Raw genomic sequence first — 22071 nt, 5'->3', positions numbered from 1 at the left:
AAAATGTTCGTATTCAAAAATAGAAAAAATACTGTAAGTTGGTTTTGTTGGAGGCAGATCAAAAAAAAAATGCCCGAAAGGGCATTTTTTTATTCGGTAATAAATTTGTAAATCGTTTTCTGATCGTAAAGCTCTCCGGGCTTTAAAGTTGTAGTTGGAAATTTTGGGTGATGCACCGAATCGGGGTAGTGTTGTGTTTCCAGCGCAATACCCGAGTAGCTTCCGAATTTCTTTTTACCATCGATGGTGAACTCGGGGATCCAGTAGCCGGTATAAACCTGCATTCCCGGTTGGGTGGTATATACTTCTACCTTACGGCCACTTTTTGCTTCGCTAAGCGTTCCGGCCATAATCAGATCGCCATCTTCGTTGTCAAAAACAAAGTTGTCGTCGTAACCCATTTCCAATCCGTCGGCATTAATTTTTTTTGCCGAAGTAAAATCAAAAGCAGTTCCCACCACCGGAAGAATTTTTCCTGTCGGAATCTGTTCCTCCATGTCTGTTATTTTTGTCGCATTCAATTCCAGCTCGTGGTTTAAAATGTTCTCTTTGCCACCGGTTAGGTTAAAATAAGTGTGGTTGGTTAGGTTCACCACAGTTGTTTTATCGGTTTCGGCGTAATACTGAATGCCCAGATCGTTTTCTTCGTTAAGCGTGTAAATGCAGGTAACTTTTAAGTTGCCCGGGTAATTTTCTTCACCATCGGGGCTGAGGTAGCTTAATTTTACACCAACTTCGTTTTCCGTTTCAATAAGCTCGGCCTCAAACAATTTTTTGTCGAATCCTTCCAAACCTCCATGCAAGTGGTTAGGGCCGTTGTTAATGGCCATTTCGTATGTTTTGCCTTCAATTTCGAGGTGGCCTTTTGCAATGCGGTTTCCAAACCGGCCGATAATAGCTCCGAAATAAGGGCAGTTGCCCAGGTATTCGTCGCTTTGGTAGGTTTCCACATTGTTAAAACCACAAACGATATTATCTATCGAACCATTTTTATTTGGCATATCAATGGCCGTAATAATGGCTCCGTAGTTGCTTATTTTAATTTTAATGGTATCGTTGCTAAGTGTGAAAAGCTGCGCTTCGCGCCCGTCTTTTAGTGTTCCGAATGGTGTTGTAGTTATTTTCATTTTAATCTGTATTTTTTTTCACTTTTTTGAGCAACCGGTTAATCTCCGGTCTTCAATTTTTTTGATTTTATCGAATTAAATTATCAAGTGCTATTTTACTCTTTTTTCCTGAATTTTCATTCAATTTTAGCTTTGGTTAAAATATAGCCAGTTAAAGTTAATACGCAGCGAATACACCTGCTGCGTGGTTTACTTTGTTAGTAACCGTTGGCTTTTAATATATTGAATTGACAAAAATGCAAAAATCAATAATTTAACTGGTAGGTACTGGTGGTGTTTTAAAACATCATTTTGTAATAAAAAACTACTATTTTTGTGAAAAGCTTAACTAAATGCCAAGAAGACGAGTAATTGCAATCAACTCCAAATCGTCCGTGCCGAAGTATCGTCAGATCATCGATTCGGTGCAGAAAGCAATAGAAAAACGACATTTGAAGAAGGGAGATAAAGTCCCGTCGATAAATCAAATCTGTTCAGAATTTAACCTTAGCCGCGACACGGTGATGTTTGCTTTTAACGAGCTAAAGTCGAAAGGCATTCTGAAAAGTCAGCCCGGAAAGGGCTATTATATTGCCAGCACCGAGATAAAAGTTGAAGAACGTGTTTTTGTTTTATTCGATGAGTTGAATGCGTTTAAAGAAGACCTGTACAATTCGCTGATAAATTCGCTAAAAGGCAAAGCAACAGTTGAAGTGTATTTTCATCACTTTAATTACAAGGTGTTTAAAAGTCTGGTAACAGAAAGTATCGGGAATTATACCTCGTATTTAATTATGCCGGCCACGTTTGATAATACAAGTCATTTATTATCGAAATTGCCGCAAGACCGGGTTTATATTATCGACCGTTTAAAACCGGAATTATCAAAATATCCGGTGGTTTACCAGGATTTTGAGCAGGATTTTTACGACGCCCTGGTAGAAGGGAAGGAGATGATAGCGAAATACCGAAAGCTGGTGTTTGTAAATCCGGGCGGAAAAGAACCGGCTGAACGATCGGAAGGGTTTCGGCGTTTTTGCAAGGAAAATAATTTTAAGTACGAAATTGTAAAATCGATTACAGGCGTAAAACCCGCGTTGTGGGAAGCCTATTTCCTGATATCAGACCGCGACCTGGTAGAAATGGTAAAAATAGCCAAATACTGCAAGTTTAAACTGGGGAAAAAATTTGGTATCGTTTCTTTCAACGACACCATGTTAAAAGAAGTGGTTGCGGGTGGAATTACAACCATTTCAACCGATTTTACTGAAATGGGAAAAATGCTGGCCAATATGGTGGTTACACGCGATAAGTCGCAGGTTCGAAACAAAGCACGAATGATTGTCAGAAATAGTTTATAATTATTAAATCTGTTGTGCAACATCTTTTTGAGGTGTTTGTAGCTGGCTTTAAAAACTATATTTGTACCCACCAGTACCTACCAGTTGAAAAATAGAAATTATAATATAAATCAATAGCAGATTATGACTAAGATTAGCACATTAAATGAAAAGATTAACGGAGGAGATAATCCGTTATTCAAGGAGTTATACGGTAGCGATGTGGCCGAATTGAAAGTTCAGGCAGATCGTTATGCTGACTTGATGGGAGAGTTTGAAAAAACGTTTGGAGCCGATGATGTTTCGTTGTTTAGTTCTCCGGGACGTACAGAAATTGGCGGAAACCACACCGACCATAACCACGGACGTGTTTTGGCAGGTGCCGTAAACCTCGATAATATTGCAGTAGCTGCTAAAAACGGAACAAATACCGTTCGCATTAAATCGGCTGGTTATGCTCAATTTGAAGTGGAATTGAGCGATTTTCAACCCAACGAAGAAGAGTTTTACACATCAACTTCGCTGGTAAAAGGTATTGCAGCCAAAATGAAAGAGAACGGTTACGAGATTGGTGGTTTCGATGCCTGTATTGAAGGCCGTGTTCCAAAAGGATCGGGTTTGAGTTCTTCTGCATCATTCGAGGTGTTGATCGGCGCCATTTTTAGCGAGCTGTTCAACGACGGAAAAATGGATGCTGTTGAAAACGCCATCATTGGTCAGTGGAGCGAAAATAACTACTTCGGAAAACCATGTGGATTGATGGATCAAACAGCTTGTTCGGTTGGTGGTTTAATTACCATCGATTTTGAAGATCCGGCTAACCCTATTGTTAAAGAAGTTGATTTTGATTTTGTGTCAACCGGCTTTTCGTTGGTAATTACCGATGTTGGTGGTGGTCATGACGATCCTGCTTCTCAGGCTGAATATGCATCGCTTCCTACAGAAATGAAATCGGTTGCTGCCGAGTTGGGCGCAAATGTTCTTCGCGAAGTTACACTAGAGCAAATTGTAGATAAAATTCCTGCAATCAGAAAGAAAACAGGTGATCGTGCAATTCTTCGTGCCTACCACTTCCAGGGCGATAATGCTCGTGTTGTAAAACAGGTTGAGGCGCTGGAAAACAATGACTTTAAAGCTTTCCTTGATATGGTAGTTGAGTCGGGTTACAGCTCGTATATGTACAATCAGAACATTTACGATATCGTTCACAAAGACGAGCAGGTAGTTTCGCTGGGTCTGGCATTAAGCGAAATGGTGCTGAAAGGCAGCGGCGCATGGCGTGTTCACGGTGGTGGATTTGGTGGAACTATTCAGGCATTTGTACCACAGGATAAATTGGATGAGTATGTAAAAGTGCTTGAACACGTTTATGGCGAAGGAACATGCCATAAATTATTTATACGTGCCAAAGGATCGATTAAGCTCGATCTGTAAATAAACAGTAAGGTTTAAAGCCAAAACTGTTATTTATCATTGGAAGAAAGATAGTTGTAAAAAATACATCTTATTTCTTCTGAATTTCAAACGATATTTTAACTTTGAGGCCGAATATTTGACTTATCCCGATTCTTCAGTCGGGATAAGTTAGTTTTTCGACCTAAATTATAACTGACATAATAAATCAGATGAGTTTTAACATAGAAGACCATCCGCATAAAAGATATAATCCATTAAATGGCGACTGGATTCTTGTGTCGCCACACAGGGCAAAACGCCCCTGGCAGGGACAGGTTGAAAAACCGGTTGTTGAAGAACGACCAAAATACGATCCGAATTGTTACCTCTGCGCAGGTAACGAAAGAGCCGGCGGAAAAGTAAATCCTGATTATAAAGGAACCTTTGTATTTACCAACGATTTTAGCGCACTGCTTACCGATACTCCTGAGGGAGGTATTGATGATGGCGAACTGTTTCAGGCGCAAAGCGAAAGCGGCATTTGTAAGGTAATTTGTTTTAGCGAAGATCACAGCCTTACCATTCCGGAAATGGAAGTAGCAGATATTCGTAAAGTAGTTGATCTGTGGTGTGAGCAATATGCCGAGCTGGGCGAAAATCCAGCTATTAATTACGTTCAGATATTCGAGAACAAAGGTGCCATAATGGGCTGTTCAAATCCGCATCCGCACGGACAGATCTGGTCGTCGAAAGGAATTCCTACCGAACCGGCAAAAGAAAGCAAAACACAAAAAGCATATTTCGATAAACATGGAAAAACCATGTTGCTCGATTATGTAAATGCCGAACTGGAAAAGAAAGAACGTTTGCTCAATCAGAACGATTCTTTTGTGGCATTAATTCCGTTTTGGGCAGTTTGGCCGTTCGAGGCAATGATTATCAGTAAACATCCGGTTCAGAATATTCTGGAGCTGACGGATGCCGAGCGAACCGATTTGGCAGATATCTACAAAAAGCTAACCGTAATGTACGATAACCTTTTTGAAACATCGTTTGCCTATTCGGCCGGTTTGCACCAGGCTCCAACCGATGGCGAAGACCATCCTGAGTGGCATTTGCACATGCATTTTTACCCGCCTTTATTACGCTCGGCAAGCGTTAAAAAGTTTATGGTTGGTTACGAAATGCTCGGAACTCCGCAACGTGATATTACGGCCGAAGGAGCCGCCAAAAGGTTACGTGATTTGCCCAAAATGCACTTCAAAAAGAATTAATTATTAATTACTTAAATCAATAAAATTATTATGGAAGCTAAAAAACAAAATTACACAGTGCCTATTATCATGATGATTCTGCTGTTTGGTATGATTGCGTTCGTTACCAACCTTGCAGCTCCAATGGGTGTTGTGCTTAAATCACAATTCGGTGCAAGTAATTTGCAGGGAATGTTGGGGAATGCCGCAAACTTTATTGCTTATGCGGTAATGGGAATTCCCGGTGGTTTATTACTGCAGCGTGTTGGCTATAAAAAAACCGCATTAATAGCAATTGCTGTTGGATTTGTAGGTGTAGGTATTCAATACTTATCAGGCCATTCAAGTGAATCAATGGCATTTACTGTTTACCTGATTGGTGCATTCGTATCAGGTTTCTCAATGACTTTGTTAAACACTGTTGTAAACCCAATGCTTAATACCCTTGGTGGTGAAGGTAATAAAGGAAACCAGTTAATCCAGGTTGGAGGTTCATTCAACTCTGTAATGGCTACTTTTACTCCTGCCTTTGTAGGTATTTTAATTGGATCGCAGGTAGCTAGTGCCCGTATTACCGATATTTTCCCGGTAATGTACATTGCGTTGGGTATTTTTGCTTTGGCTTTCTTTGTATTGTTGGCAGTTAATATTCCTGAGCCTCACGTTAGTGCAGCATCTGAATCAATTAAAAGTCTGATGGCAGGTGCTATGCAATTCCGTCACTTCATTTTCGGAGCAATCGGAATTTTTGTGTACGTTGGTATTGAAGTTGGAGTACCGGGAACATTGATTTTCTGGTTAACAGATCCGAGTGCCGCTATTGGTATGGATGCAGGTACCGCAGGTTCTGTAGCCGGTACATATTGGTTGCTAATGCTTGTTGGCCGATTGATCGGAGCTTCTATTGGTAGTAAAGTGTCGAGTAAAACTATGTTAACAGTTGCTTCATTCGTTGGTATGATATTGGTTCTTTTGGCTATCCTTCTACCTACATCAACTGTAGTAAGTATGCCTGCATTCCAGGCGCAAAGTAGTTCATTGTCGTTTGTGTTCGCACAAGTTCCAATTAACGCCATGTTACTTGTATTGGTAGGTTTATGTACATCAATTATGTGGGGTGGAATCTTTAACCTTGCTGTTGAAGGTTTGGGAAAATATGTTGCTGCTGCTTCAGGTATTTTTATGACACTGGTAGTTGGTGGAGGATTGCTTCCTTTACTTCAGAATGGTGTTGCCGACGGTATCGGATTCCAGCCTTCGTACTGGGTACCATTCCTGGGCTTGGCTTACCTGTTCTTCTATGCAGTAGTTGGTAGTAAAGTAACTAAACGTGCCGAAAGCGTTAAACTTTAACGACTATTAAAACCTCACTTGTTGGGGAATTAAATATCGAATTCGGGATTATCCCGGAAAGCCATCCGTTAGCTGACGGATGGCTTTTTTTCTGCTACAAAAAAAGAGAGGGGAGATCGTTATGTGTTGCATACATTATTTTTTATTTTAGCAACACTTAATTACTACTATGTACGACATTATTGGAGATGTTCATGGATATGCAGCCCAGCTAAAAAAGCTATTGATTAGTATGGGCTACCGGAAAACGAATGGTAGTTATTCGCATCCTACCCGAAAAGCAATTTTCGTGGGCGATTTTATCAACCGCGGGCCCGAAATCAGAAAAACAATCCGTACGATCAAAGCAATGGTAGAAAGCGGCAACGCATACGCCGTGCTTGGTAATCACGAACTCAATGCAATTATTTATCACCTGAAAGACAAACAGGGAAGATCAATTATATCCAAACCGAGTAAATACTTTTTATCGCTTTTTAAAACCATCAACGAGTATTCAGCCGGATCGAATGAACTGAACGAGCAGTTGCGATGGATGCGTACATTGCCGCTGTATCTCGATTTGGGCGAAATAAGGGTGGTACATGCCTGTTGGTGCGAAGATGCCATTAAAGTGGCCGATTCGCTGTATGAAGATGGCCGAATAAGAAAGCGCGTGTTTCGTAAAGTTTACAAGAAGTCAGGTTCGGAAGAAGCAAAAAGTGTGTGGCGGCTAACAAAAGGAGTTAACCTGAAATTACCGCCGGATATACGAGTAATGAATAATAAAGGTGTTTCGCCCCGTTCTTTCCGAATCCGCTGGTGGGATAATCTGGATGGAAAAACATTCAAAGAAGCTTCGTTCGAAAGTAAGTTCGCAATGCCATCATATACTATTCCTCCCGAAATCGTACCGGAGACCTTCCCATATCCCGATGATGCGCCGATTGTTTTCTTTGGACACTACTGTAGAGGGGCCGGACCACACATAATAAAACACAATGTTTGTTGCGTTGATTCGTGTGTTGCGGGCACTAAATCGCTTTTAGCCTATCGGTGGAGCGGAGAAAAGGAGCTAGATATGAACAACTTAGTAAAATTATAAGAAGAATATCTGTCCTAAAATGTTCATAATGAGCTGATTAAATAAAATTTCAAAAAAATATTCTTTTGTATTGCAGGTAAAAAAAAAGAGTATATATTTGCATCACCTTTCCAAAGGGTACTAGCCCAAAAGAAAGGAGAGAGTTCTAAGAAAAAACGGTGGCGTAGTTCAGTTGGTTAGAATGCCGGCCTGTCACGCCGGAGGTCGCGAGTTCGAGTCTCGTCGTCACCGCTTATTTTTTTTTGACAAAAAAGTTTAGAACATCAATTTATTGGTGGCGTAGTTCAGTTGGTTAGAATGCCGGCCTGTCACGCCGGAGGTCGCGAGTTCGAGTCTCGTCGTCACCGCAAAAGCAGCTCACAAGGCTGCTTTTTTTGTTATGAAGTATTTCGTTTACATCATCTATTCTCCGGGAATTGATTCCTATTATAAAGGACAAACATCTTGTTTGGAGGATCGTTTGTTCCGTCACAATTCCGGCTACGAAAAAGCAACACGGCACGGTGTTCCCTGGAAATTGGTATGGAGCACAAGCAAACCAACACGAGGAGAGGCATTAATGCTTGAAAAGAAGTTAAAAAATTTGTCAAGAGCGAAAACCATTGAATTTATTAAGAAATATAGCTGAATGGGTTGCGAGCCCTGACGTCCGAAGGAGTCAGGATGCTGACCTTAGCGTCAGCATTCGAGTCTCGTCGTCACCGCAAAAGCAGCTCACAAGGCTGCTTTTTTGTTATGAAGTATTTCGTTTACATCATCTATTCGGATCTTGCAGATTATGTTGTAAATTTAGTATTCATAAAAACGGAGAGGAGTGAAAGAATCGGAAACAAATCACGAAGCACTTCTGCGCACATCCATTTTTCGCTTTTACGAAGAGTTGAACGAGTTTTTACCTGTTCGTCAACGAAAGAAATCATTTGAATATACTTTTACGGGTACGCCATCGGTAAAAAATTGTATCGAGGCAATTGGAGTGCCGCACACCGAAGTGGACTTAATTTTGGTGGATGGTGTTTCTGTTGATTTCGAGATCTTGCTGAAAGGAGGCGAGCGGGTTTCTGTTTACCCGGTTTTCGAGTTGCTGGATATTTCTCCGCTTGTTCGCCTTCGCCCGAAACCTTTGCGGGAAACACGATTTATAGTAGATGTTAATTTGGGGAAATTAACTAGAAAGCTGCGTTTACTGGGTTTTGATACGCTTTTTCGAAATGATTTGGAAGATGATGAAATTGTAGAAATAGCTGTTAACGAAAACCGTGTTATCTTAACCCGCGATAAAGGCGTATTAAAACATACAGCAGCCATTCGAGGTTACTGGGTGCGTAACAGTGATCCGCAGAAACAAGTTCGCGAAGTGGTAGAGCGTTTGCAACTTCAAAACAGTTTTCGGCCATTTACGCTGTGTTCTTCCTGCAACGGAAGGTTAGCAGCAGTTGATAAAGTAGAAGTGAAGGGTAATGTTCCCAATGATACTTTAAAAATGTGCGACGAATTCTGGAAATGTAAAGGATGTGGCCAGATTTACTGGGAAGGTTCGCATTTTAGCAAAATAAGGAATTGGATTGAAGATTTAAAGTAGATAAAAGCACAGCAGCTTTCGGTTCTTTACTTTCGCTTTTTGCGTCGCCAGTAAATGTACAGAATAACGATTATAACCGGCAGCACAATAAATACGATAATATTTGTCAGGGTTAACTCCAAAGGCTCGGGAGTGCCCGACGGAATACCACTGGGTACTTGTGCCATTACCACTGCTGTAACCATAAGTAATAAGGAGAATATCGCTGCTTTTTTTATCATGCGCTGTAAGTTTATTATTCTTACTACTAAAGCAAGTAGATGGGGTGGTTTGTTCAAGGGGATTCAATTAATTCTCAAAATTTCAAACCAAAGTTTAAGGCATAAAAAAAAACGCCCTTCAAACGAAAGGCGGTTTTGTATCTTTTGGGATCGAAGGTATGAAACCTCCTGTTTATCTGCGGTTAAAAACCGCAAATCCCTACTTCTTGCAGATTTTTTTTGTACGGTTATTTCTTCATTTTAACCTGTATAATTGCCAGTTTAACCTTTTTTACAAATCTGCTCATGTAAGTTAAGGTACTCGTAAATAAAATTGGTACTCCAGGATTATTATTTGCTTGGTGATTTTTAATACTTACTCCATGTATTTGTAATGTATATCGCCAAATACTTCATGTGCAAGAGATTTGGTGTGGCACGAGTTACAGTTCATTTGTCCGCTAATATTGTTCAGTTTACCTTTTTCTCCGTGGCAGGTAAGGCAAGTTCCGGCATTTTCGTTGTTCTGATACACCGTAACATAATTATGGTTGAAAAAGGCATTTAGCGATGTTGTAACTTTAGCTGCTACTTCGCCCGTTAGTCGGCGACACCGCTCTTTTCGTTCATCGCTGTCGATCTTAAAACCCGACGCTTTTCCCCAGTTGGCAGTAGATGCATGGCAAAGCGTAGAATGTGAAACCGACGATGCCGGGGTGTAATTCATTACTGCTTTCTTGGGTTTAAAAACCGGAAGCTGGCTGTTTTCGTACCATTGAAAGAGATCGTTTATCATGCTGTCGCGTGTTTTTTTATCGCTTACAAACAAGCCTATTAGCGCGGCACCTCCATTAAGCGCACCACACAAGGTTCCGAACCCACCAACTCCTCCGTGGCCATATTTCATCATATCAAAAGGAAAGGAAGCATAAGGTTCTCCAAGTTTGGCTGCAATTTGCGAAGCCACACCATAAAAGGTGGCGTACATACAACTTCCAACACTGTATTGGTGGTAAGCTATTTGGCCCGATTCGGTTGGATCTAACTGCGCATATTGCCAGTTTGTTGCATTTTCGCCGGGTTCGAGTTTCTGTGCCGGTTTTTCGGGAAGTGGTTCGGGCTTAAAAGCCTGGGTAAGCGAAATTAATCCGGCTCCACCTCCAATCATAGCGCCGGCCGCTATTTTCATTGCGTTACGTCGATTCATTTTTAGTTGATTTTGGTGGGTCTAAAGTGCATTTTTTTCAGCAAAAACGAACTAATGTTTTACGAAAAGCACGAATGGCAATTATAATTTTACAATGAAATAATAGAGTAGGGGAAAGGCTGGATTGTGTCGGGGGATTTAAAGAAAAAAACCGCTTCGTTGGTTGACGAAGCGGTTTCGTTATATCGTTAATAAATAAGTTTACTTCTTGTAGATTTTTTTGTATCCGTAGATAGCGCTTGCACCCAATTCTTCTTCAATACGAAGCAGTTGGTTGTATTTTGCCATACGGTCTGAGCGGCTCATAGAACCTGTTTTAATCTGACCAGAGTTGGTAGCCACTGCAATGTCGGCAATGGTTGAATCTTCAGTTTCGCCCGAGCGGTGAGAAGTTACTGAAGTATAACCTGCACGGTGTGCCATTTCAATAGCATCTAACGTTTCAGTTAATGTACCAATTTGGTTTACTTTAATAAGGATTGAGTTTGCAGCACCCAATTCAATACCTTTTTTCAGGTACTCAACGTTGGTTACAAAAAGGTCGTCGCCAACCAACTGGCATTTGTCGCCAATGGCAGCGTTCAGTTTTACCCATCCGTCCCAGTCGCCTTCGTCCATACCGTCTTCGATTGAATCGATAGGGTATTTTGCAATCAATTCAGCCAGGTAAGCAGCTTGCTCTTCCGAAGTGCGTTTAACACCGTTGGGCTCGAAAATGCTGTAATCGTAAACACCATCTTTGTAGAACTCTGATGAAGCACAGTCCATAGCAATAGACACATCGCCACCGTCTTCGGCGCGACCGGCTTTGTAACCTGCATTTTTAATTGCAGTAAGAATTGATTCGATAGCTTCTTCAGTACCACCTAATGCCGGAGCAAAACCACCTTCGTCGCCAACCGCAGTTGAAAGGTTTTTAGCTGCCAATACCTTTTTCAGTGCGTGGAAAACTTCAGCACCCATACGTAAACCTTCGCGGAAAGTTGGAGCGCCAATAGGGCGGATCATAAATTCCTGGAAAGCGATAGTTGCATCGGAGTGCGAACCACCGTTAATAATGTTCATCATCGGAACAGGCAATGTTTTTGCGTTAGTTCCGCCGATGTATTTGTATAAAGGAAGTTCAGAGTACTCAGCAGCAGCTTTAGCAACAGCCAAAGAAACACCCAACATAGCGTTGGCACCTAAGTTCGATTTTGTTTTTGTACCGTCAAGTTCCAGGAGTTTACTGTCAATAGCTACCTGGTCAGTAGCGTCCATGCCAATAATTTCTTTTGCAATAACGTCGTTTACGTTTGCAACAGCTTTTAAACAACCTTTTCCTAAGTAACGGCTTTTGTCGCCATCACGTAATTCAAGTGCTTCGTTTTCGCCGGTTGATGCTCCTGATGGAACAGCCGCACGGCCAAATGCACCACTTTCGAGTGTTACATCAACTTCAACAGTTGGGTTACCACGAGAATCGATAATCTCTCTTGCTTTTACGTCGCTAATTAACATTGTGAGTAGTTTTTATTAAATTAAAATATAAATCTGTTATTTTCAGTAAATCAAGGCATTATGCCGTGATTTTTAAAAAGCAGACCAAAGTTAGTAAATTCTTGCACACCAAAACAGGGGGAGGTTTTCTTGTAGCAATTATTTGATGTTGGGTTAACAGTTGAAAAACTCTTGTTGGGCTTGGCTTTTGGCAAGCTGGAATCTGGCACAAGCGGTGAAAAAAATTTAATGGTATTCTTCGCGGTATTTTAGCCCTTTTTCGTAACGAACCACATCCAGTTCCTGGAAAGTTACCAATCCTCCTCTTTGGCTTTGGTCCATTATTTTGTTCAGCTTTTCTATAAATTGATCAAGCTTATCGATGTTATCGATGATTTCAATGGTTATCGGCAAATCGCTCGATAGGGCAAATATTTTCATGGTATGTATGCTGTGGCTGGCACCAAACGACATTATTCCTTTATAAACGGTGGCACCGGCCAGCCCGGCATTTCGTGCTTCAAAAACAATTTCTTCAAACAACACCCGGCCATTTATTTTATCCGATTCTCCGATGTAGATCTTCAGAATTCCTGTTTTCTCCGATGTTTTCATAGCGCTGTTAATTTTAGGTTTTTCACTACAGAGTTTTACAGAAATAATGGTTTTAAGTTTCAATAAATGCCTTGAAACTAACCGGGAAAAATGGGGCGGATAAATTTACCAAATAAGGCGTACGAGAATCATTCCGAGGTAAACCGCCAGTAATCCAAAGAATAAACTTCCGCCCACATTTAATATAAACTGGCCGTAGGCTTGTTCTTTTAACATGGTGAGGTTGTTGTAGGCAAACGACGAAAAAGTGGTAAAACCGCCGCAAAAACCTACGGCTAAAAACATGCGCCACTCAGCATTCAGCAGGTTGCCTTTTTGCGCCAGGGCAAACACTACCCCAATAATAAAACTTCCGGCCATGTTGGCAACAAATGTTCCCCACGGAAAAGTGGTGCTCATTCCTTTTTCCACAAATAACTGAACAAGGTAACGCAAAACACTTCCGATAAAACCTCCCGAGCCAACTAATAGTATTGTTCGTAGCATATGTTTATTTTTTGGTATTAATTGATTGAATTTGTCATACAAATTAGTTCCGATTTGTACAGCAAAGTCAAACAATCTGCTATTTTTAGACTTTCAAAAATAATAAAAAATGCAGGTACGCTATTTTTCTTTACTTTTTCTCCTGGTTTTTAGTGGGCAAATCCTTGCTCAGAATCGTTTAAAATTGGCAGTTGAAGAGCTGCTTCAGCAAGACGATTACAAAAATGCTTCGGTTGGGATGAACGTGATCGATCTCAATTCGGGCGAAACGGTTTTTAGTCTGAATCCCACTAAATTGTTGATTCCGGCTTCAACCATGAAGATGATCACTTCGGGAACGGCCTTAGAAATTCTGGGGGCTGATTACCGCTTTAAAACACAAATTTCGTACACCGGAAAAATCGATAAAAATGGTGTTTTAGATGGCGATTTAGTGGTGGTTGGTGGTGCCGATCCGGCTTTGGGATCGGAGTATTTTCAGGATCATTATTTTGAGTTTTTGAAGAACTGGGCTAAACAGGTAAAAGCATCGGGCATAAAAAAAGTAAAAGGCGACTTGATTCTCGACGGTGGAATTTACGATACAGAACGAATTCCCGACAGCTGGGTGTGGGGCGATATTGGCAATTATTATGGCGCCGGCGCTAATGCTTTTACGGTTTTTGATAATATGTACCGAATAACATTTTCGTCGCCCAAGAAGGCAGGAAAGCTTACGAAGGTGATTCAAACCTATCCTAAAATTGATGGTTTGCACATCGATAATGAAGTACTTTCGGCGGAAAATAACGGCGATAATGCTTATGTTTTTGGCGGCCCTTTCGACAAACATCGAATAATTCGGGGTACTATTCCGCGTAATCGCAGTGCTTTCACCATTAAAGCATCTGTTCCCAACCCGGAAGAGGTTTTGACTGCTGCATTTCTGCAAAACCTTTTAGCTGAGGGTGTTTTTGTTGACGGAGAAACACGTTTCGAAAAAAATGTGAGCAACAAAGAAACGTTGATCTATACCCAGGAATCGCCAACGCTGGCTGAAATTGCGGAAGTGTTGAACCATGAAAGTGTAAACCTGTTTGCCGAACATTTTCTGAAACAGATTGCTGTTGAAAAAAACGGATTGGGAAACCGAAATGATGCCATCGATTTGGTAAAAGACTACTGGAAAGAGCAGGGATTAAGTATGGAAAACATTTTTATGGAAGACGGTAGCGGGCTGTCGCATTTTAATGCTGTTTCTCCGGAATTCTTTACCCGCTTTTTAACCCGAATGGCTTCGAACGATGCTTTTGTCCAGTCGTTGCCGGTTGCCGGAAAAGGGACATTTAAACGTTTCGATACCCAAAAACTCCCCGGCAAAACACTGCAGGCAAAAAGCGGTTCGATGACACGTGTGCGCTGCTATTCCGGTTACGTAACAACCGATAAAGGAAACAAATTGGTATTCTCATTCATGTTTAACCATTTTGGTGGTTCGCACAGCGCATTGATTAAGGAAATAGAGCAACTTTTTGTTGATTTAAAACAAAACTACTAGCCCCTTGTTTCTTCAAAATTCGGAAAATCAATAAAAATACTTGTTGTTTAACCATCTGATAAACAGCGGAGAATTGTCTTTTTGCTTATTTAGATTCAGTATAAGTATTGACTTGTACCTCATATTGTCGTAACTTGTATTCACCATTAAATGATTGAGGCTCCTAAAAGTTTCAATAAGTACAGAAGATAATAACCATTGCCCTTTTAGTATTAGGATATCCTTTTATAAGGACGCGACTTACTATGTTTTGATAGTAAGAAAACTAAAAAGGTAAATATGATTTACGAAGCTCTTCAAATTCTTAAAGAACAACTGGAACGTTATCTGGACGATGTCGGATTGGGTAAAATTGTGGTTCTTGAAAACCTTGCATTACTTGATTCAGGAAATGATAAAGCCGATAACCTCGAAAATAAAGTTGTTATTTCCTTATTGAATATCGAGGAAGAATCGACCTTAAAAAATATACCTGCAAATAAAGTGGTTAACAACAAAGCCGAAAGTTATAATCCGGCAGTTAATGTTAACCTCTTTTTTATGGTTAGCGCCAACTGCGATTTATATAGCAACTCCTTAATTAGTATTTCTAAAACTGTGGAGTACTTCCAGGGGAAAAAGGTGTTTACTGCACAAAACACGGTTTACAACCGCTCAAATGTATCCATGCAGGAACTGGATGATTTCAAATTTATTGTTGAACTGTACACACCGGGTTTCGAGGTGTGGAATCACATTTGGGGAACACATGGTGGCAGGCAATTGCCATCGGTAATTTATAAAGTACAACTACTGCAGGTTGACCGCCACAAAAAACAAGCAAGCACCGAATTAATAACTGAAGTAAACGGAACTCTTACGGATATAAACTCATGAGCTTTAAAACAAAATATAAGCCTTTATTTGCTGTAAATATTCTTCATAAATATTTTTTGAATAAAGGCAATGACGATTATTTCAGCATGACTGATGTTGAAAAAGAAAAACAATTGGCCGGTTATCCTCTTTCCGAACTCTTTTCTATCGTTCCTTCAGCACTGACCAAACAAAAACTGAATGGTCATAAATTGATTTGTAAAAATACCGATCGTGGATTCATGGTCTGGTTGCAAATAGCAGAGAGCGACAATAACAATTCTTTTGTCCCGTTAAGCGACTCTCTGTCCCTCTCTTTTCTGCTGAAAACAACAAATAGCACATTCAATCACTTTACTCAGCTCGGATTGACAAATGCCGGTCATTGTTTTTTCTTTTCCAATAATCGTTTATCAACCGAAGATCCCGGGTTTCCGCTTATAAAAAAAGCGAATAACACAACAGCAGTTAACGATTCATACCGATTAAATAGCGTAAGTTTTAACAACGAAATGGAATTGTTGAACGCTGAAGAACAGCAAAACCTAATTGGTATAATTCGTATTGGAATGAAAGGCGAAAACGGTTCTTATCACATCACTAAAACCGATGGTTCGTTGCGCAATGAGCACCGCGAATTCAATATTGTTTTTGCCAATCGTAAAACAACGTGGCGTTATTTTTTCAATGCTGATCAGCAAACCAATAACAGCGACGATGTTAAAAAGGAAAACGGAAATCCACGTCAGCTTATTACCAAAACAGAGCAACCGCTTACCACAAAAGGTTTTGTTCCCATAAAGCTGGGCGAGTTGGAGTTACCTAATCCCGATGCGCGTCAAATAAATGCAAACAGTACTCTCACAAAAATATATTCAGAAATATTCATGTAACATTAAAATTTAATACTTATGGCAACAACGTACAAAACACCAGGCGTTTACGTCGAGGAGATTTCGGTTCTACCGCCTTCGGTGGCTCAGGTTGAGACCGCCATTCCTGCCTTTATTGGCTACACTGAAAAAGCAAAAAACATTGTTGACGATGATTTGCTGAATACGCCCAAAAGAATAACATCGTTGCTCGAGTATGAGCAATATTTTGGAGGAGCAGATAACGAAAAAAACATTGTAGTAAATATCGATGATGTTTACGATTCATCGGGAGCACTTACCCGTACTGTTGAAGTTCCGGAGCCGGCCACAAAATCGCCCTATAAAATGTACTACTCCATGCAAATGTATTTTGCAAATGGTGGAGGGCCATGCTACATTATCTCAGTTGGCGATTACGATACAACTGTAAGTAAAACCGATTTGGGAGCTAGTGGTGGCTTGGCCGAATTAGCCAAAGAAGACGAACCAACATTAATTGTATTTCCCGATGCAACAAGTCTTGCTGCATCAAACAATTTTTACGGTTTAGCTGAAGAGGCGCTTACGCAGTGCGAAAAACTGCAAGACCGCTTTGCAATAATTGATACGTTTAACGAAGCCGCTTCGTTTGCCAGTACTTTGCGTTCGGGAATAAGTCTTGGAACCGATTTCCTGAAATACGGAGCTGTTTATTATCCGTGGCTAAAAACCAGCTTGCCTTATGCCTACAACGAGGGTGAAGTTTCCATTGCACATAACGAAACTACTCCGCCTGCGCCAACCGCAGCGGGAGCTTTAGATGGATTATTTGTAAACGACACAAGTGTTGTTGAAAATACAGGCTTGTACAACCAAATTAAAACGGAATTGGCAAAACTAACGGTAACGCTGCCTCCTTCGGGTGCAATGGCCGGTATTTATGCCCGCGTTGACCGTACACGTGGTGTATGGAAAGCACCGGCAAATGTTGGAGTTACAAATATTATTGGCCCTAATAAAAAGGTAAGCAACCAGGAGCAGGACGGATTAAATATTGATACTTCAGGAAAATCGATAAATGTGATTCGTGCATTTGCCGGACGAGGTACTTTGGTGTGGGGAGCCCGCACATTGGCCGGAAACGATAACGAGTGGAAATATATTCCTGTTCGCCGCTTTTTTAACATGGTTGAAGAATCGGTGAAAAAAGCTACCGCACAGTTTGTATTCGAGCCCAACGATTCAAATACCTGGGTTAAAGTTCGTGCAATGATCGAAAACTTTTTGGTGCTGCAGTGGCGGGCCGGTGCGCTTGCCGGCGCTAAACCCGAAGAAGCATTTTTTGTACGTGTAGGACTTGGCCAAACAATGACCGCCCAGGATATTCTGGAAGGTAAATTGAATGTGGAAATTGGTATGGCAGCTGTCAGGCCCGCTGAGTTTATTATTCTCAAGTTCTCTCACAAAATGCAGGAATCATAATTGTTAAAATTTAAAAGAAGAAATCATGGCAACAGAATATCCAATTGTAAAGTTTCATTTTCAGGTAGATTGGGGTGGAACCAAAATAGGATTCACCGAAGTTTCGGGGTTAGATGTTGAAACCGAGGTGGTAGAATATCGTCACGGCGCAAGCCCTGAATATGTTAAAACCAAAATGCCCGGAATGCAAAAGTACAGCAATATTACGCTTAAGCGCGGAACCTTTGCTACCGACAACGAATATTTCGATTGGTGGAATACGGTAAAATTAAATACCATCGAACGCCGAAACATTACCATTAGTCTGCTGAACGAAGAGCATTCGCCGGTGGTAGTCTGGAAAATTAAAAATGCATGGCCTACTAAAATTCAGTCGACCGATTTAAAAGCCGACGGAAACGAAGTAGCCATTGAAACCATGGAGTTGGCACACGAAGGTTTATCCATTCAAAATGAATAAAAATGGCTGATTATTATCCACCACTCGGTTTTCATTTTAAAGTTGAATTTGTGGGTTATCCTGGCGAATTCCAGTTTCAATCGGTTTCCGGCCTTACGGTTGATGTGGAAACCGAACAGATTGCCGAAGGGGGAGAAAATCGGTTTAAACACAAAGTTCCGGTTCGTACAAAGTATCCGAATTTAGTATTGAAACGGGGCTTGTTGGTTGATTCAGAACTAATAAAATGGTTCAGAAATGCAGTTGAAAATCTTGATTTCAAGCCGACAAACCTAATTGTGAAATTGCTGAATGAAAAGCACGAACCCTTGCTGAGTTGGAATGTAGTACATGCTTACCCGGTAAAATGGAGCATCAGCGATTTTGATGCTGAGCAAAACAACCTGGTTATTGAAACACTGGAACTTTCCTACAATTATTTTAACGTAATGTAGTCTTATGCCTATTGAAATTAAAGAATTGCATATAAAAATTGCGGTTGGAGAAAACGGAACGCAGCCGACGGAACAAAATACCGAAGCAACCGGCAGTCGCGATGAAATTATTGAAGCCTGTGTGGAGCAGGTAATGGAAATTTTATCGAGAAAGGAGGAACGCTAATATGGCGGGTGAGTTAATAAAATTGCAAATAAAAGCTTATTCCGACGAGATGTTCAGAACGGAAGTTGCGAATGGCGAATTCCGTACTTTGCTCAATCCTGAAAAGTATAACTTAAAATACAAGGTTGAACAAAACACTCGTCAGGGAGCGGGTACCAGTTCTTCGGCGCCACGATATAACCGTACTCCACCCGAAGATCTTCAGCTTGAGTTTATATTCGATCGTAGCGGAGTGCTGATAAATTACGGCGGTCCGGGCGATTTTGATAATAAACTGAATGTTGATGAAGGTGTTGGGATTGATGATGACATCAAACTTTTTAAACGTGTTGTTTTCGATTATAATGGCGATGAACACAGGCCCAATTACCTGGTAATTTCGTGGGGAACACTTTTGTTTAAAGGTGTTTTAACCGAGCTGGATATTACCTACAAAATGTTTAAAGCCGATGGTACACCGTTACGTGCCACCGCTACTGCTAAATTCAAAGGTTTAATTGAGGACAACCTGCGTGTGGCTAAAGAAAACAATTCGTCTCCCGATTTAACGCACGTACGAATTGTTAACGAGGGCGACACGCTGCCCTTGATGACTCACCGGATTTATGGCGATTCGAAATACTACCTCGAAGTGGCTAAAGCAAACAACATAACGAACTTCCGTAAATTAAAAACCGGACAGAAAATATTTTTTCCACCCATAAAACAAGTAACTGTCAATGCCTGAAAAAAGAGTCATACCTACAGCCCGCTCAGTCGATTTGGTTAGCTACAATGTTTTGGTTGACGGAGAAGAATTGTCATCGGTTTACCAGCTGTTGAGTATCACTGTTGAGAAAGAGATTAACCGTATTCCGTGGGCAAAAATTGTATTGGTTGATGGTGATCCTGCATCGCAGGATTTCGAACTGAGTAACCAGGATTTTTTTGTTCCCGGGAAAGAGGTTGAAATTAAAGCCGGTTATCACGCACAAAACGAAACTATTTTTAAAGGAATCGTAATACGTCACAATTTAAAAATTCGTTCGGGTGGGGCAGTATTGATAATTGAATGCAGAGACCTGGCTGTAAAACTTTCGGTAGGAAGAAAAAGTAAGTATTTCTACGAAAGTAAAGACAGTGAAATTGTTGAGCAAATAATTGACGCATACGGAATAGAAAATGAAATTGAAGAAACAAATGTGGAGTATCCGGAAATGGTGCAGTATGATGTTAGCGACTGGGATTTTTGTGTAACACGTGCCCAGGCAAACGGAAAAGTTTGTGTTGCTGACGATGGGAAACTGTCGGTTTTAAGTCCGGATTTTAATCAGACCGAAAAACTAAACCTGGTTTATGGTGCTACAATTTTTGATTTCGATGCGGAGATTGATGCCCGCAATCAATTCGATACAATAACATCGTATGGATGGGATGCGGCCAATCAGGATTTATTTGAAATTGATGCAAATACTCCTGAAATAAATACCAGTGGAAATATTTCGCCTGCTGAATTAGCATCGGTAATTGGTGCTGAAAAATTGGAATTAAGAGACGGTAGCGAAATATCGGATGCCGGTTTACAAGATTGGGCAAATGCCAAAAGTTTATTTAACCAGCTTTCAAAAATACGTGGGAAAGTAAAGTTTCAAGGGGTTCACGATGTGAAACCCAATACTACCATAACCTTATCAGGAGTTGGGAATCGTTTTAACGGAAAGGTTTATGTATCGGCGGTTCGACACGAAATTGCCGATGGAAACTGGACTTGCGACGCACAGTTCGGCATAAATCCAAAGTGGTTTTCTGAAACTGTAGATATAAATCCATTACCGGCTTCGGGTTTATTGGCAGCGGTAAACGGGCTTCAAATTGCCAAGGTAACGCAACTTGAAGATGACCCTAAAGGCGAACACCGTGTTTTGGTGCGAATGCCACTGGTAAATAACCAGGAGCAGGGCGTTTGGGCGAGAGTTGCAACGCTGGATGCCGGCGAGGATCGGGGATCTTTTTTCCGCCCTGAAATTGCCGACGAAGTAATTGTTGGTTTTTTAAACGGAAATCCAAACGATCCTATTATTCTCGGAATGCTTAATAGCAGTGCAAAACCTGCACCAATTAATGCCTCGGATGAGAACCATGAAAAAGGTTTTGTTACTCGAAGCGGGATAAAGTTCATATTTAATGATGAAATGAATTCGGTGACCCTCGAAACGCCAAACGGAAAAATTATAAAGATTGACGAAGATGCCGATGTTATAAAGTTGGAGGACGAAAGCTCGAATAGTATAACGCTTAATAGCGATGGAATAACAATGGAGAGCCAGAGAGATATAAACCTAAGTGCTTCCGGCGATGTGAGAATTGAAGGAACCAACGTGGAGATATCGGCAAACGCCGATTTTAAAGCTGAAGGAACTACAGGTGCAGAAGTTTCTGCGCAGGGCATTACAAATATTAAAGGATCACTTGTAAATATTAATTGATATGCCAGCAGCTGCAAGATTAAATGATATGCATACATGTCCGATGCTAAATCCAAACGCATTGCCACATATTGGTGGACCAATAATTGGCCCGGGAGAAACTACTGTGTTAATTGGCGGAATGCCGGCAGCGGTGGTTGGCGATAAGGCAACGTGTTCCGGACCGCCTGACTCAATAGCCGTAGGATCAACAACCGTAATGATTGGAGGCAAGCCGGCTGCCCGAATGGGAGATTTAACATCGCATGGAGGAACAATTGTAATTGGATGTCCAACGGTAAATATTGGAGGTTAAAATGGCAACATACAATTCATTTTTAGGAACAGGATGGAGCTTTCCTCCCGAATTTCAAAAAGAAACAAGGGGGGTAAAAATGCTTCAGGATGAGGCGGACATAAAAAGCAGTCTCGAGATTTTATTGTCTACCCGTTTGGGAGAACGAATAATGGTGCCCGACTATGGTTGTAATCTCGACGAACTGTTATTTAAACCATTAAATATTACCGTAAAAACATACGTGGTCGATTTAATAAAAACAGCAATTCTGTACCACGAACCACGAATTGATGCACGAAAAATAAGCATTGATCAAACAAACGAATTGAATGGTGAACTGCTGATTAATATTGAATACATCATCCGGGCAACAAACTCAAGAAAAAATATGGTATTCCCTTTCTACAAAGGCGAAGGCACCGAACTCTAAAATGTTGAAAC

The 22071-nt window shown here is 40.9% G+C and carries 24 protein-coding genes and 2 tRNA genes; 20 read left to right on the top strand and 6 right to left on the bottom strand.

Going from position 1 to position 22071, the window contains the following annotated elements:
• Positions 1–89: 89 nt before the first annotated feature.
• Positions 90–1127 carry an aldose epimerase family protein gene (locus BMW53_RS01010; RefSeq protein ID WP_038565187.1) on the bottom strand — a complete coding sequence of 346 codons (1038 nt, stop codon included), beginning with the start codon at positions 1125–1127 and terminating at the stop codon, positions 90–92.
• 332 nt (positions 1128–1459) lie between these two features.
• On the opposite strand from BMW53_RS01010, the gene BMW53_RS01005 reads away from it, so the two are divergent.
• From BMW53_RS01005 to BMW53_RS00965, 9 genes are all read left to right on the top strand, one after another.
• Positions 1460–2467, top strand: a complete 1008-nt coding sequence (locus tag BMW53_RS01005; protein WP_038561270.1) for a GntR family transcriptional regulator — start codon at positions 1460–1462, stop codon at positions 2465–2467.
• Positions 2468–2590: 123 nt separating this feature from the next.
• On the top strand, positions 2591–3880 hold the full coding sequence (locus BMW53_RS01000; protein ID WP_038561273.1) for a galactokinase: 1290 nt from the start codon (positions 2591–2593) through the stop codon (positions 3878–3880).
• Between the two features lie 191 nt (positions 3881–4071).
• A complete protein-coding gene (locus tag BMW53_RS00995; RefSeq protein ID WP_038561276.1) occupies positions 4072–5115 on the top strand; it encodes a UDP-glucose--hexose-1-phosphate uridylyltransferase in 1044 nt (347 codons plus the stop codon).
• A 30-nt stretch (positions 5116–5145) separates the two neighbouring features.
• Positions 5146–6447, top strand: a complete 1302-nt coding sequence (locus BMW53_RS00990) for an MFS transporter (protein ID WP_038561279.1) — start codon at positions 5146–5148, stop codon at positions 6445–6447.
• Positions 6448–6616: 169 nt separating this feature from the next.
• Positions 6617–7531 (top strand): metallophosphoesterase, encoded by a 915-nt coding sequence (locus BMW53_RS00985; RefSeq protein ID WP_038561282.1) that lies wholly within the window; start codon positions 6617–6619, stop codon positions 7529–7531.
• A 157-nt stretch (positions 7532–7688) separates the two neighbouring features.
• A tRNA-Asp gene (locus tag BMW53_RS00980) sits at positions 7689–7762 on the top strand.
• A gap of 42 nt (positions 7763–7804) precedes the next feature.
• Positions 7805–7878 (top strand) — tRNA-Asp (locus tag BMW53_RS00975).
• Positions 7879–7910: 32 nt separating this feature from the next.
• Positions 7911–8159 (top strand): GIY-YIG nuclease family protein, encoded by a 249-nt coding sequence (locus BMW53_RS00970; RefSeq protein WP_038565190.1) that lies wholly within the window; start codon positions 7911–7913, stop codon positions 8157–8159.
• 186 nt (positions 8160–8345) lie between these two features.
• Positions 8346–9113 carry a Mut7-C RNAse domain-containing protein gene (locus BMW53_RS00965; protein WP_217642861.1) on the top strand — a complete coding sequence of 256 codons (768 nt, stop codon included), beginning with the start codon at positions 8346–8348 and terminating at the stop codon, positions 9111–9113.
• A 26-nt stretch (positions 9114–9139) separates the two neighbouring features.
• Here BMW53_RS00965 and BMW53_RS00960 read toward each other — a convergent pair whose 3' ends face one another.
• The 5 genes from BMW53_RS00960 to crcB all read right to left on the bottom strand — a co-directional run bounded on the left by BMW53_RS00960 (position 9140) and on the right by crcB (position 13100).
• On the bottom strand, positions 9140–9334 hold the full coding sequence (locus BMW53_RS00960) for a hypothetical protein (RefSeq protein ID WP_074780079.1): 195 nt from the start codon (positions 9332–9334) through the stop codon (positions 9140–9142).
• Between the two features lie 355 nt (positions 9335–9689).
• The gene (locus BMW53_RS00955) at positions 9690–10520 is read right to left on the bottom strand and encodes a C-GCAxxG-C-C family protein (RefSeq protein ID WP_051567964.1); all 831 of its coding nucleotides are present in this window, start codon (positions 10518–10520) and stop codon (positions 9690–9692) included.
• Between the two features lie 201 nt (positions 10521–10721).
• Entirely contained in the window at positions 10722–12020 is a 1299-nt protein-coding gene (gene eno / locus BMW53_RS00950; protein WP_038561285.1) for a phosphopyruvate hydratase, read from the bottom strand.
• Between the two features lie 225 nt (positions 12021–12245).
• On the bottom strand, positions 12246–12614 hold the full coding sequence (locus tag BMW53_RS00945; protein ID WP_038565199.1) for a putative PII-like signaling protein: 369 nt from the start codon (positions 12612–12614) through the stop codon (positions 12246–12248).
• 105 nt (positions 12615–12719) lie between these two features.
• Positions 12720–13100: a fluoride efflux transporter CrcB gene (gene crcB, locus BMW53_RS00940; protein WP_038565202.1), complete on the bottom strand. Its 381-nt coding sequence runs from the start codon at positions 13098–13100 to the stop codon at positions 12720–12722.
• A 109-nt stretch (positions 13101–13209) separates the two neighbouring features.
• Between crcB and dacB the strand changes: the two genes are divergently transcribed.
• The 11 genes from dacB to BMW53_RS00890 all read left to right on the top strand — a co-directional run bounded on the left by dacB (position 13210) and on the right by BMW53_RS00890 (position 22060).
• Positions 13210–14637 (top strand): D-alanyl-D-alanine carboxypeptidase/D-alanyl-D-alanine endopeptidase, encoded by a 1428-nt coding sequence (gene dacB, locus BMW53_RS00935; protein WP_038561287.1) that lies wholly within the window; start codon positions 13210–13212, stop codon positions 14635–14637.
• 279 nt (positions 14638–14916) lie between these two features.
• On the top strand, positions 14917–15513 hold the full coding sequence (locus tag BMW53_RS00930; RefSeq protein WP_038561290.1) for a contractile injection system cap protein: 597 nt from the start codon (positions 14917–14919) through the stop codon (positions 15511–15513).
• A gap of 56 nt (positions 15514–15569) precedes the next feature.
• Positions 15570–16385, top strand: coding sequence for a hypothetical protein (locus BMW53_RS00925; RefSeq protein WP_139177985.1), 816 nt, complete (start codon positions 15570–15572; stop codon positions 16383–16385).
• A gap of 18 nt (positions 16386–16403) precedes the next feature.
• Positions 16404–17828 carry a phage tail sheath family protein gene (locus BMW53_RS00920; RefSeq protein WP_038561294.1) on the top strand — a complete coding sequence of 475 codons (1425 nt, stop codon included), beginning with the start codon at positions 16404–16406 and terminating at the stop codon, positions 17826–17828.
• 25 nt (positions 17829–17853) lie between these two features.
• Positions 17854–18288 carry a phage tail protein gene (locus BMW53_RS00915; protein ID WP_038561297.1) on the top strand — a complete coding sequence of 145 codons (435 nt, stop codon included), beginning with the start codon at positions 17854–17856 and terminating at the stop codon, positions 18286–18288.
• 2 nt (positions 18289–18290) lie between these two features.
• The gene (locus BMW53_RS00910; protein WP_038561300.1) at positions 18291–18722 is read left to right on the top strand and encodes a phage tail protein; all 432 of its coding nucleotides are present in this window, start codon (positions 18291–18293) and stop codon (positions 18720–18722) included.
• Between the two features lie 4 nt (positions 18723–18726).
• A complete protein-coding gene (locus BMW53_RS20865) occupies positions 18727–18888 on the top strand; it encodes a DUF5908 family protein (protein WP_168136436.1) in 162 nt (53 codons plus the stop codon).
• A gap of 22 nt (positions 18889–18910) precedes the next feature.
• A complete protein-coding gene (locus BMW53_RS00905; RefSeq protein WP_217642860.1) occupies positions 18911–19615 on the top strand; it encodes a CIS tube protein in 705 nt (234 codons plus the stop codon).
• The gene (gene vgrG, locus BMW53_RS00900; protein ID WP_038561307.1) at positions 19608–21353 is read left to right on the top strand and encodes a type VI secretion system tip protein VgrG; all 1746 of its coding nucleotides are present in this window, start codon (positions 19608–19610) and stop codon (positions 21351–21353) included. Before BMW53_RS00905 ends, vgrG begins: the two co-directional genes overlap by 8 nt.
• A 1-nt stretch (position 21354) precedes the next feature.
• Positions 21355–21648, top strand: a complete 294-nt coding sequence (locus BMW53_RS00895) for a PAAR domain-containing contractile injection system baseplate protein (RefSeq protein WP_038561310.1) — start codon at positions 21355–21357, stop codon at positions 21646–21648.
• Between the two features lies 1 nt (position 21649).
• Positions 21650–22060, top strand: coding sequence for a gp25 family contractile injection system sheath assembly initiator (locus BMW53_RS00890; protein ID WP_038561313.1), 411 nt, complete (start codon positions 21650–21652; stop codon positions 22058–22060).
• Positions 22061–22071 lie beyond the last annotated feature (11 nt).

Origin of the sequence: Draconibacterium orientale, from assembly GCF_900111425.1 — a bacterium.
Classification (GTDB): Bacteria; Bacteroidota; Bacteroidia; order Bacteroidales; family Prolixibacteraceae; genus Draconibacterium; species Draconibacterium orientale.
This window is presented reverse-complemented; position numbering and strand designations above follow the sequence as displayed.

Bases quoted from the DNA above. Each gene is read 5' to 3' on its own strand.
- BMW53_RS00990 (WP_038561279.1), top strand. From the start codon at position 5,146: ATGGAAGCTAAAAAACAAAATTACACAGTGCCTATTATCATGATGATT.
- BMW53_RS00995 (WP_038561276.1), top strand. From the start codon at position 4,072: ATGAGTTTTAACATAGAAGACCATCCGCATAAAAGATATAATCCATTA.
- dacB (WP_038561287.1), top strand. From the start codon at position 13,210: ATGCAGGTACGCTATTTTTCTTTACTTTTTCTCCTGGTTTTTAGTGGG.
- vgrG (WP_038561307.1), top strand. From the start codon at position 19,608: ATGCCTGAAAAAAGAGTCATACCTACAGCCCGCTCAGTCGATTTGGTT.
- BMW53_RS00890 (WP_038561313.1), top strand. From the start codon at position 21,650: ATGGCAACATACAATTCATTTTTAGGAACAGGATGGAGCTTTCCTCCC.
- eno (WP_038561285.1), bottom strand. From the start codon at position 12,020: ATGTTAATTAGCGACGTAAAAGCAAGAGAGATTATCGATTCTCGTGGT.
- BMW53_RS01005 (WP_038561270.1), top strand. From the start codon at position 1,460: ATGCCAAGAAGACGAGTAATTGCAATCAACTCCAAATCGTCCGTGCCG.
- BMW53_RS00955 (WP_051567964.1), bottom strand. From the start codon at position 10,520: ATGAATCGACGTAACGCAATGAAAATAGCGGCCGGCGCTATGATTGGA.
- BMW53_RS00930 (WP_038561290.1), top strand. From the start codon at position 14,917: ATGATTTACGAAGCTCTTCAAATTCTTAAAGAACAACTGGAACGTTAT.
- BMW53_RS00945 (WP_038565199.1), bottom strand. From the start codon at position 12,614: ATGAAAACATCGGAGAAAACAGGAATTCTGAAGATCTACATCGGAGAA.
- BMW53_RS01010 (WP_038565187.1), bottom strand. From the start codon at position 1,127: ATGAAAATAACTACAACACCATTCGGAACACTAAAAGACGGGCGCGAA.
- BMW53_RS00960 (WP_074780079.1), bottom strand. From the start codon at position 9,334: ATGATAAAAAAAGCAGCGATATTCTCCTTATTACTTATGGTTACAGCA.
- BMW53_RS00920 (WP_038561294.1), top strand. From the start codon at position 16,404: ATGGCAACAACGTACAAAACACCAGGCGTTTACGTCGAGGAGATTTCG.
- BMW53_RS00985 (WP_038561282.1), top strand. From the start codon at position 6,617: ATGTACGACATTATTGGAGATGTTCATGGATATGCAGCCCAGCTAAAA.
- BMW53_RS01000 (WP_038561273.1), top strand. From the start codon at position 2,591: ATGACTAAGATTAGCACATTAAATGAAAAGATTAACGGAGGAGATAAT.
- BMW53_RS00970 (WP_038565190.1), top strand. From the start codon at position 7,911: ATGAAGTATTTCGTTTACATCATCTATTCTCCGGGAATTGATTCCTAT.
- BMW53_RS00895 (WP_038561310.1), top strand. From the start codon at position 21,355: ATGCCAGCAGCTGCAAGATTAAATGATATGCATACATGTCCGATGCTA.
- crcB (WP_038565202.1), bottom strand. From the start codon at position 13,100: ATGCTACGAACAATACTATTAGTTGGCTCGGGAGGTTTTATCGGAAGT.
- BMW53_RS20865 (WP_168136436.1), top strand. From the start codon at position 18,727: ATGCCTATTGAAATTAAAGAATTGCATATAAAAATTGCGGTTGGAGAA.
- BMW53_RS00915 (WP_038561297.1), top strand. From the start codon at position 17,854: ATGGCAACAGAATATCCAATTGTAAAGTTTCATTTTCAGGTAGATTGG.
- BMW53_RS00910 (WP_038561300.1), top strand. From the start codon at position 18,291: ATGGCTGATTATTATCCACCACTCGGTTTTCATTTTAAAGTTGAATTT.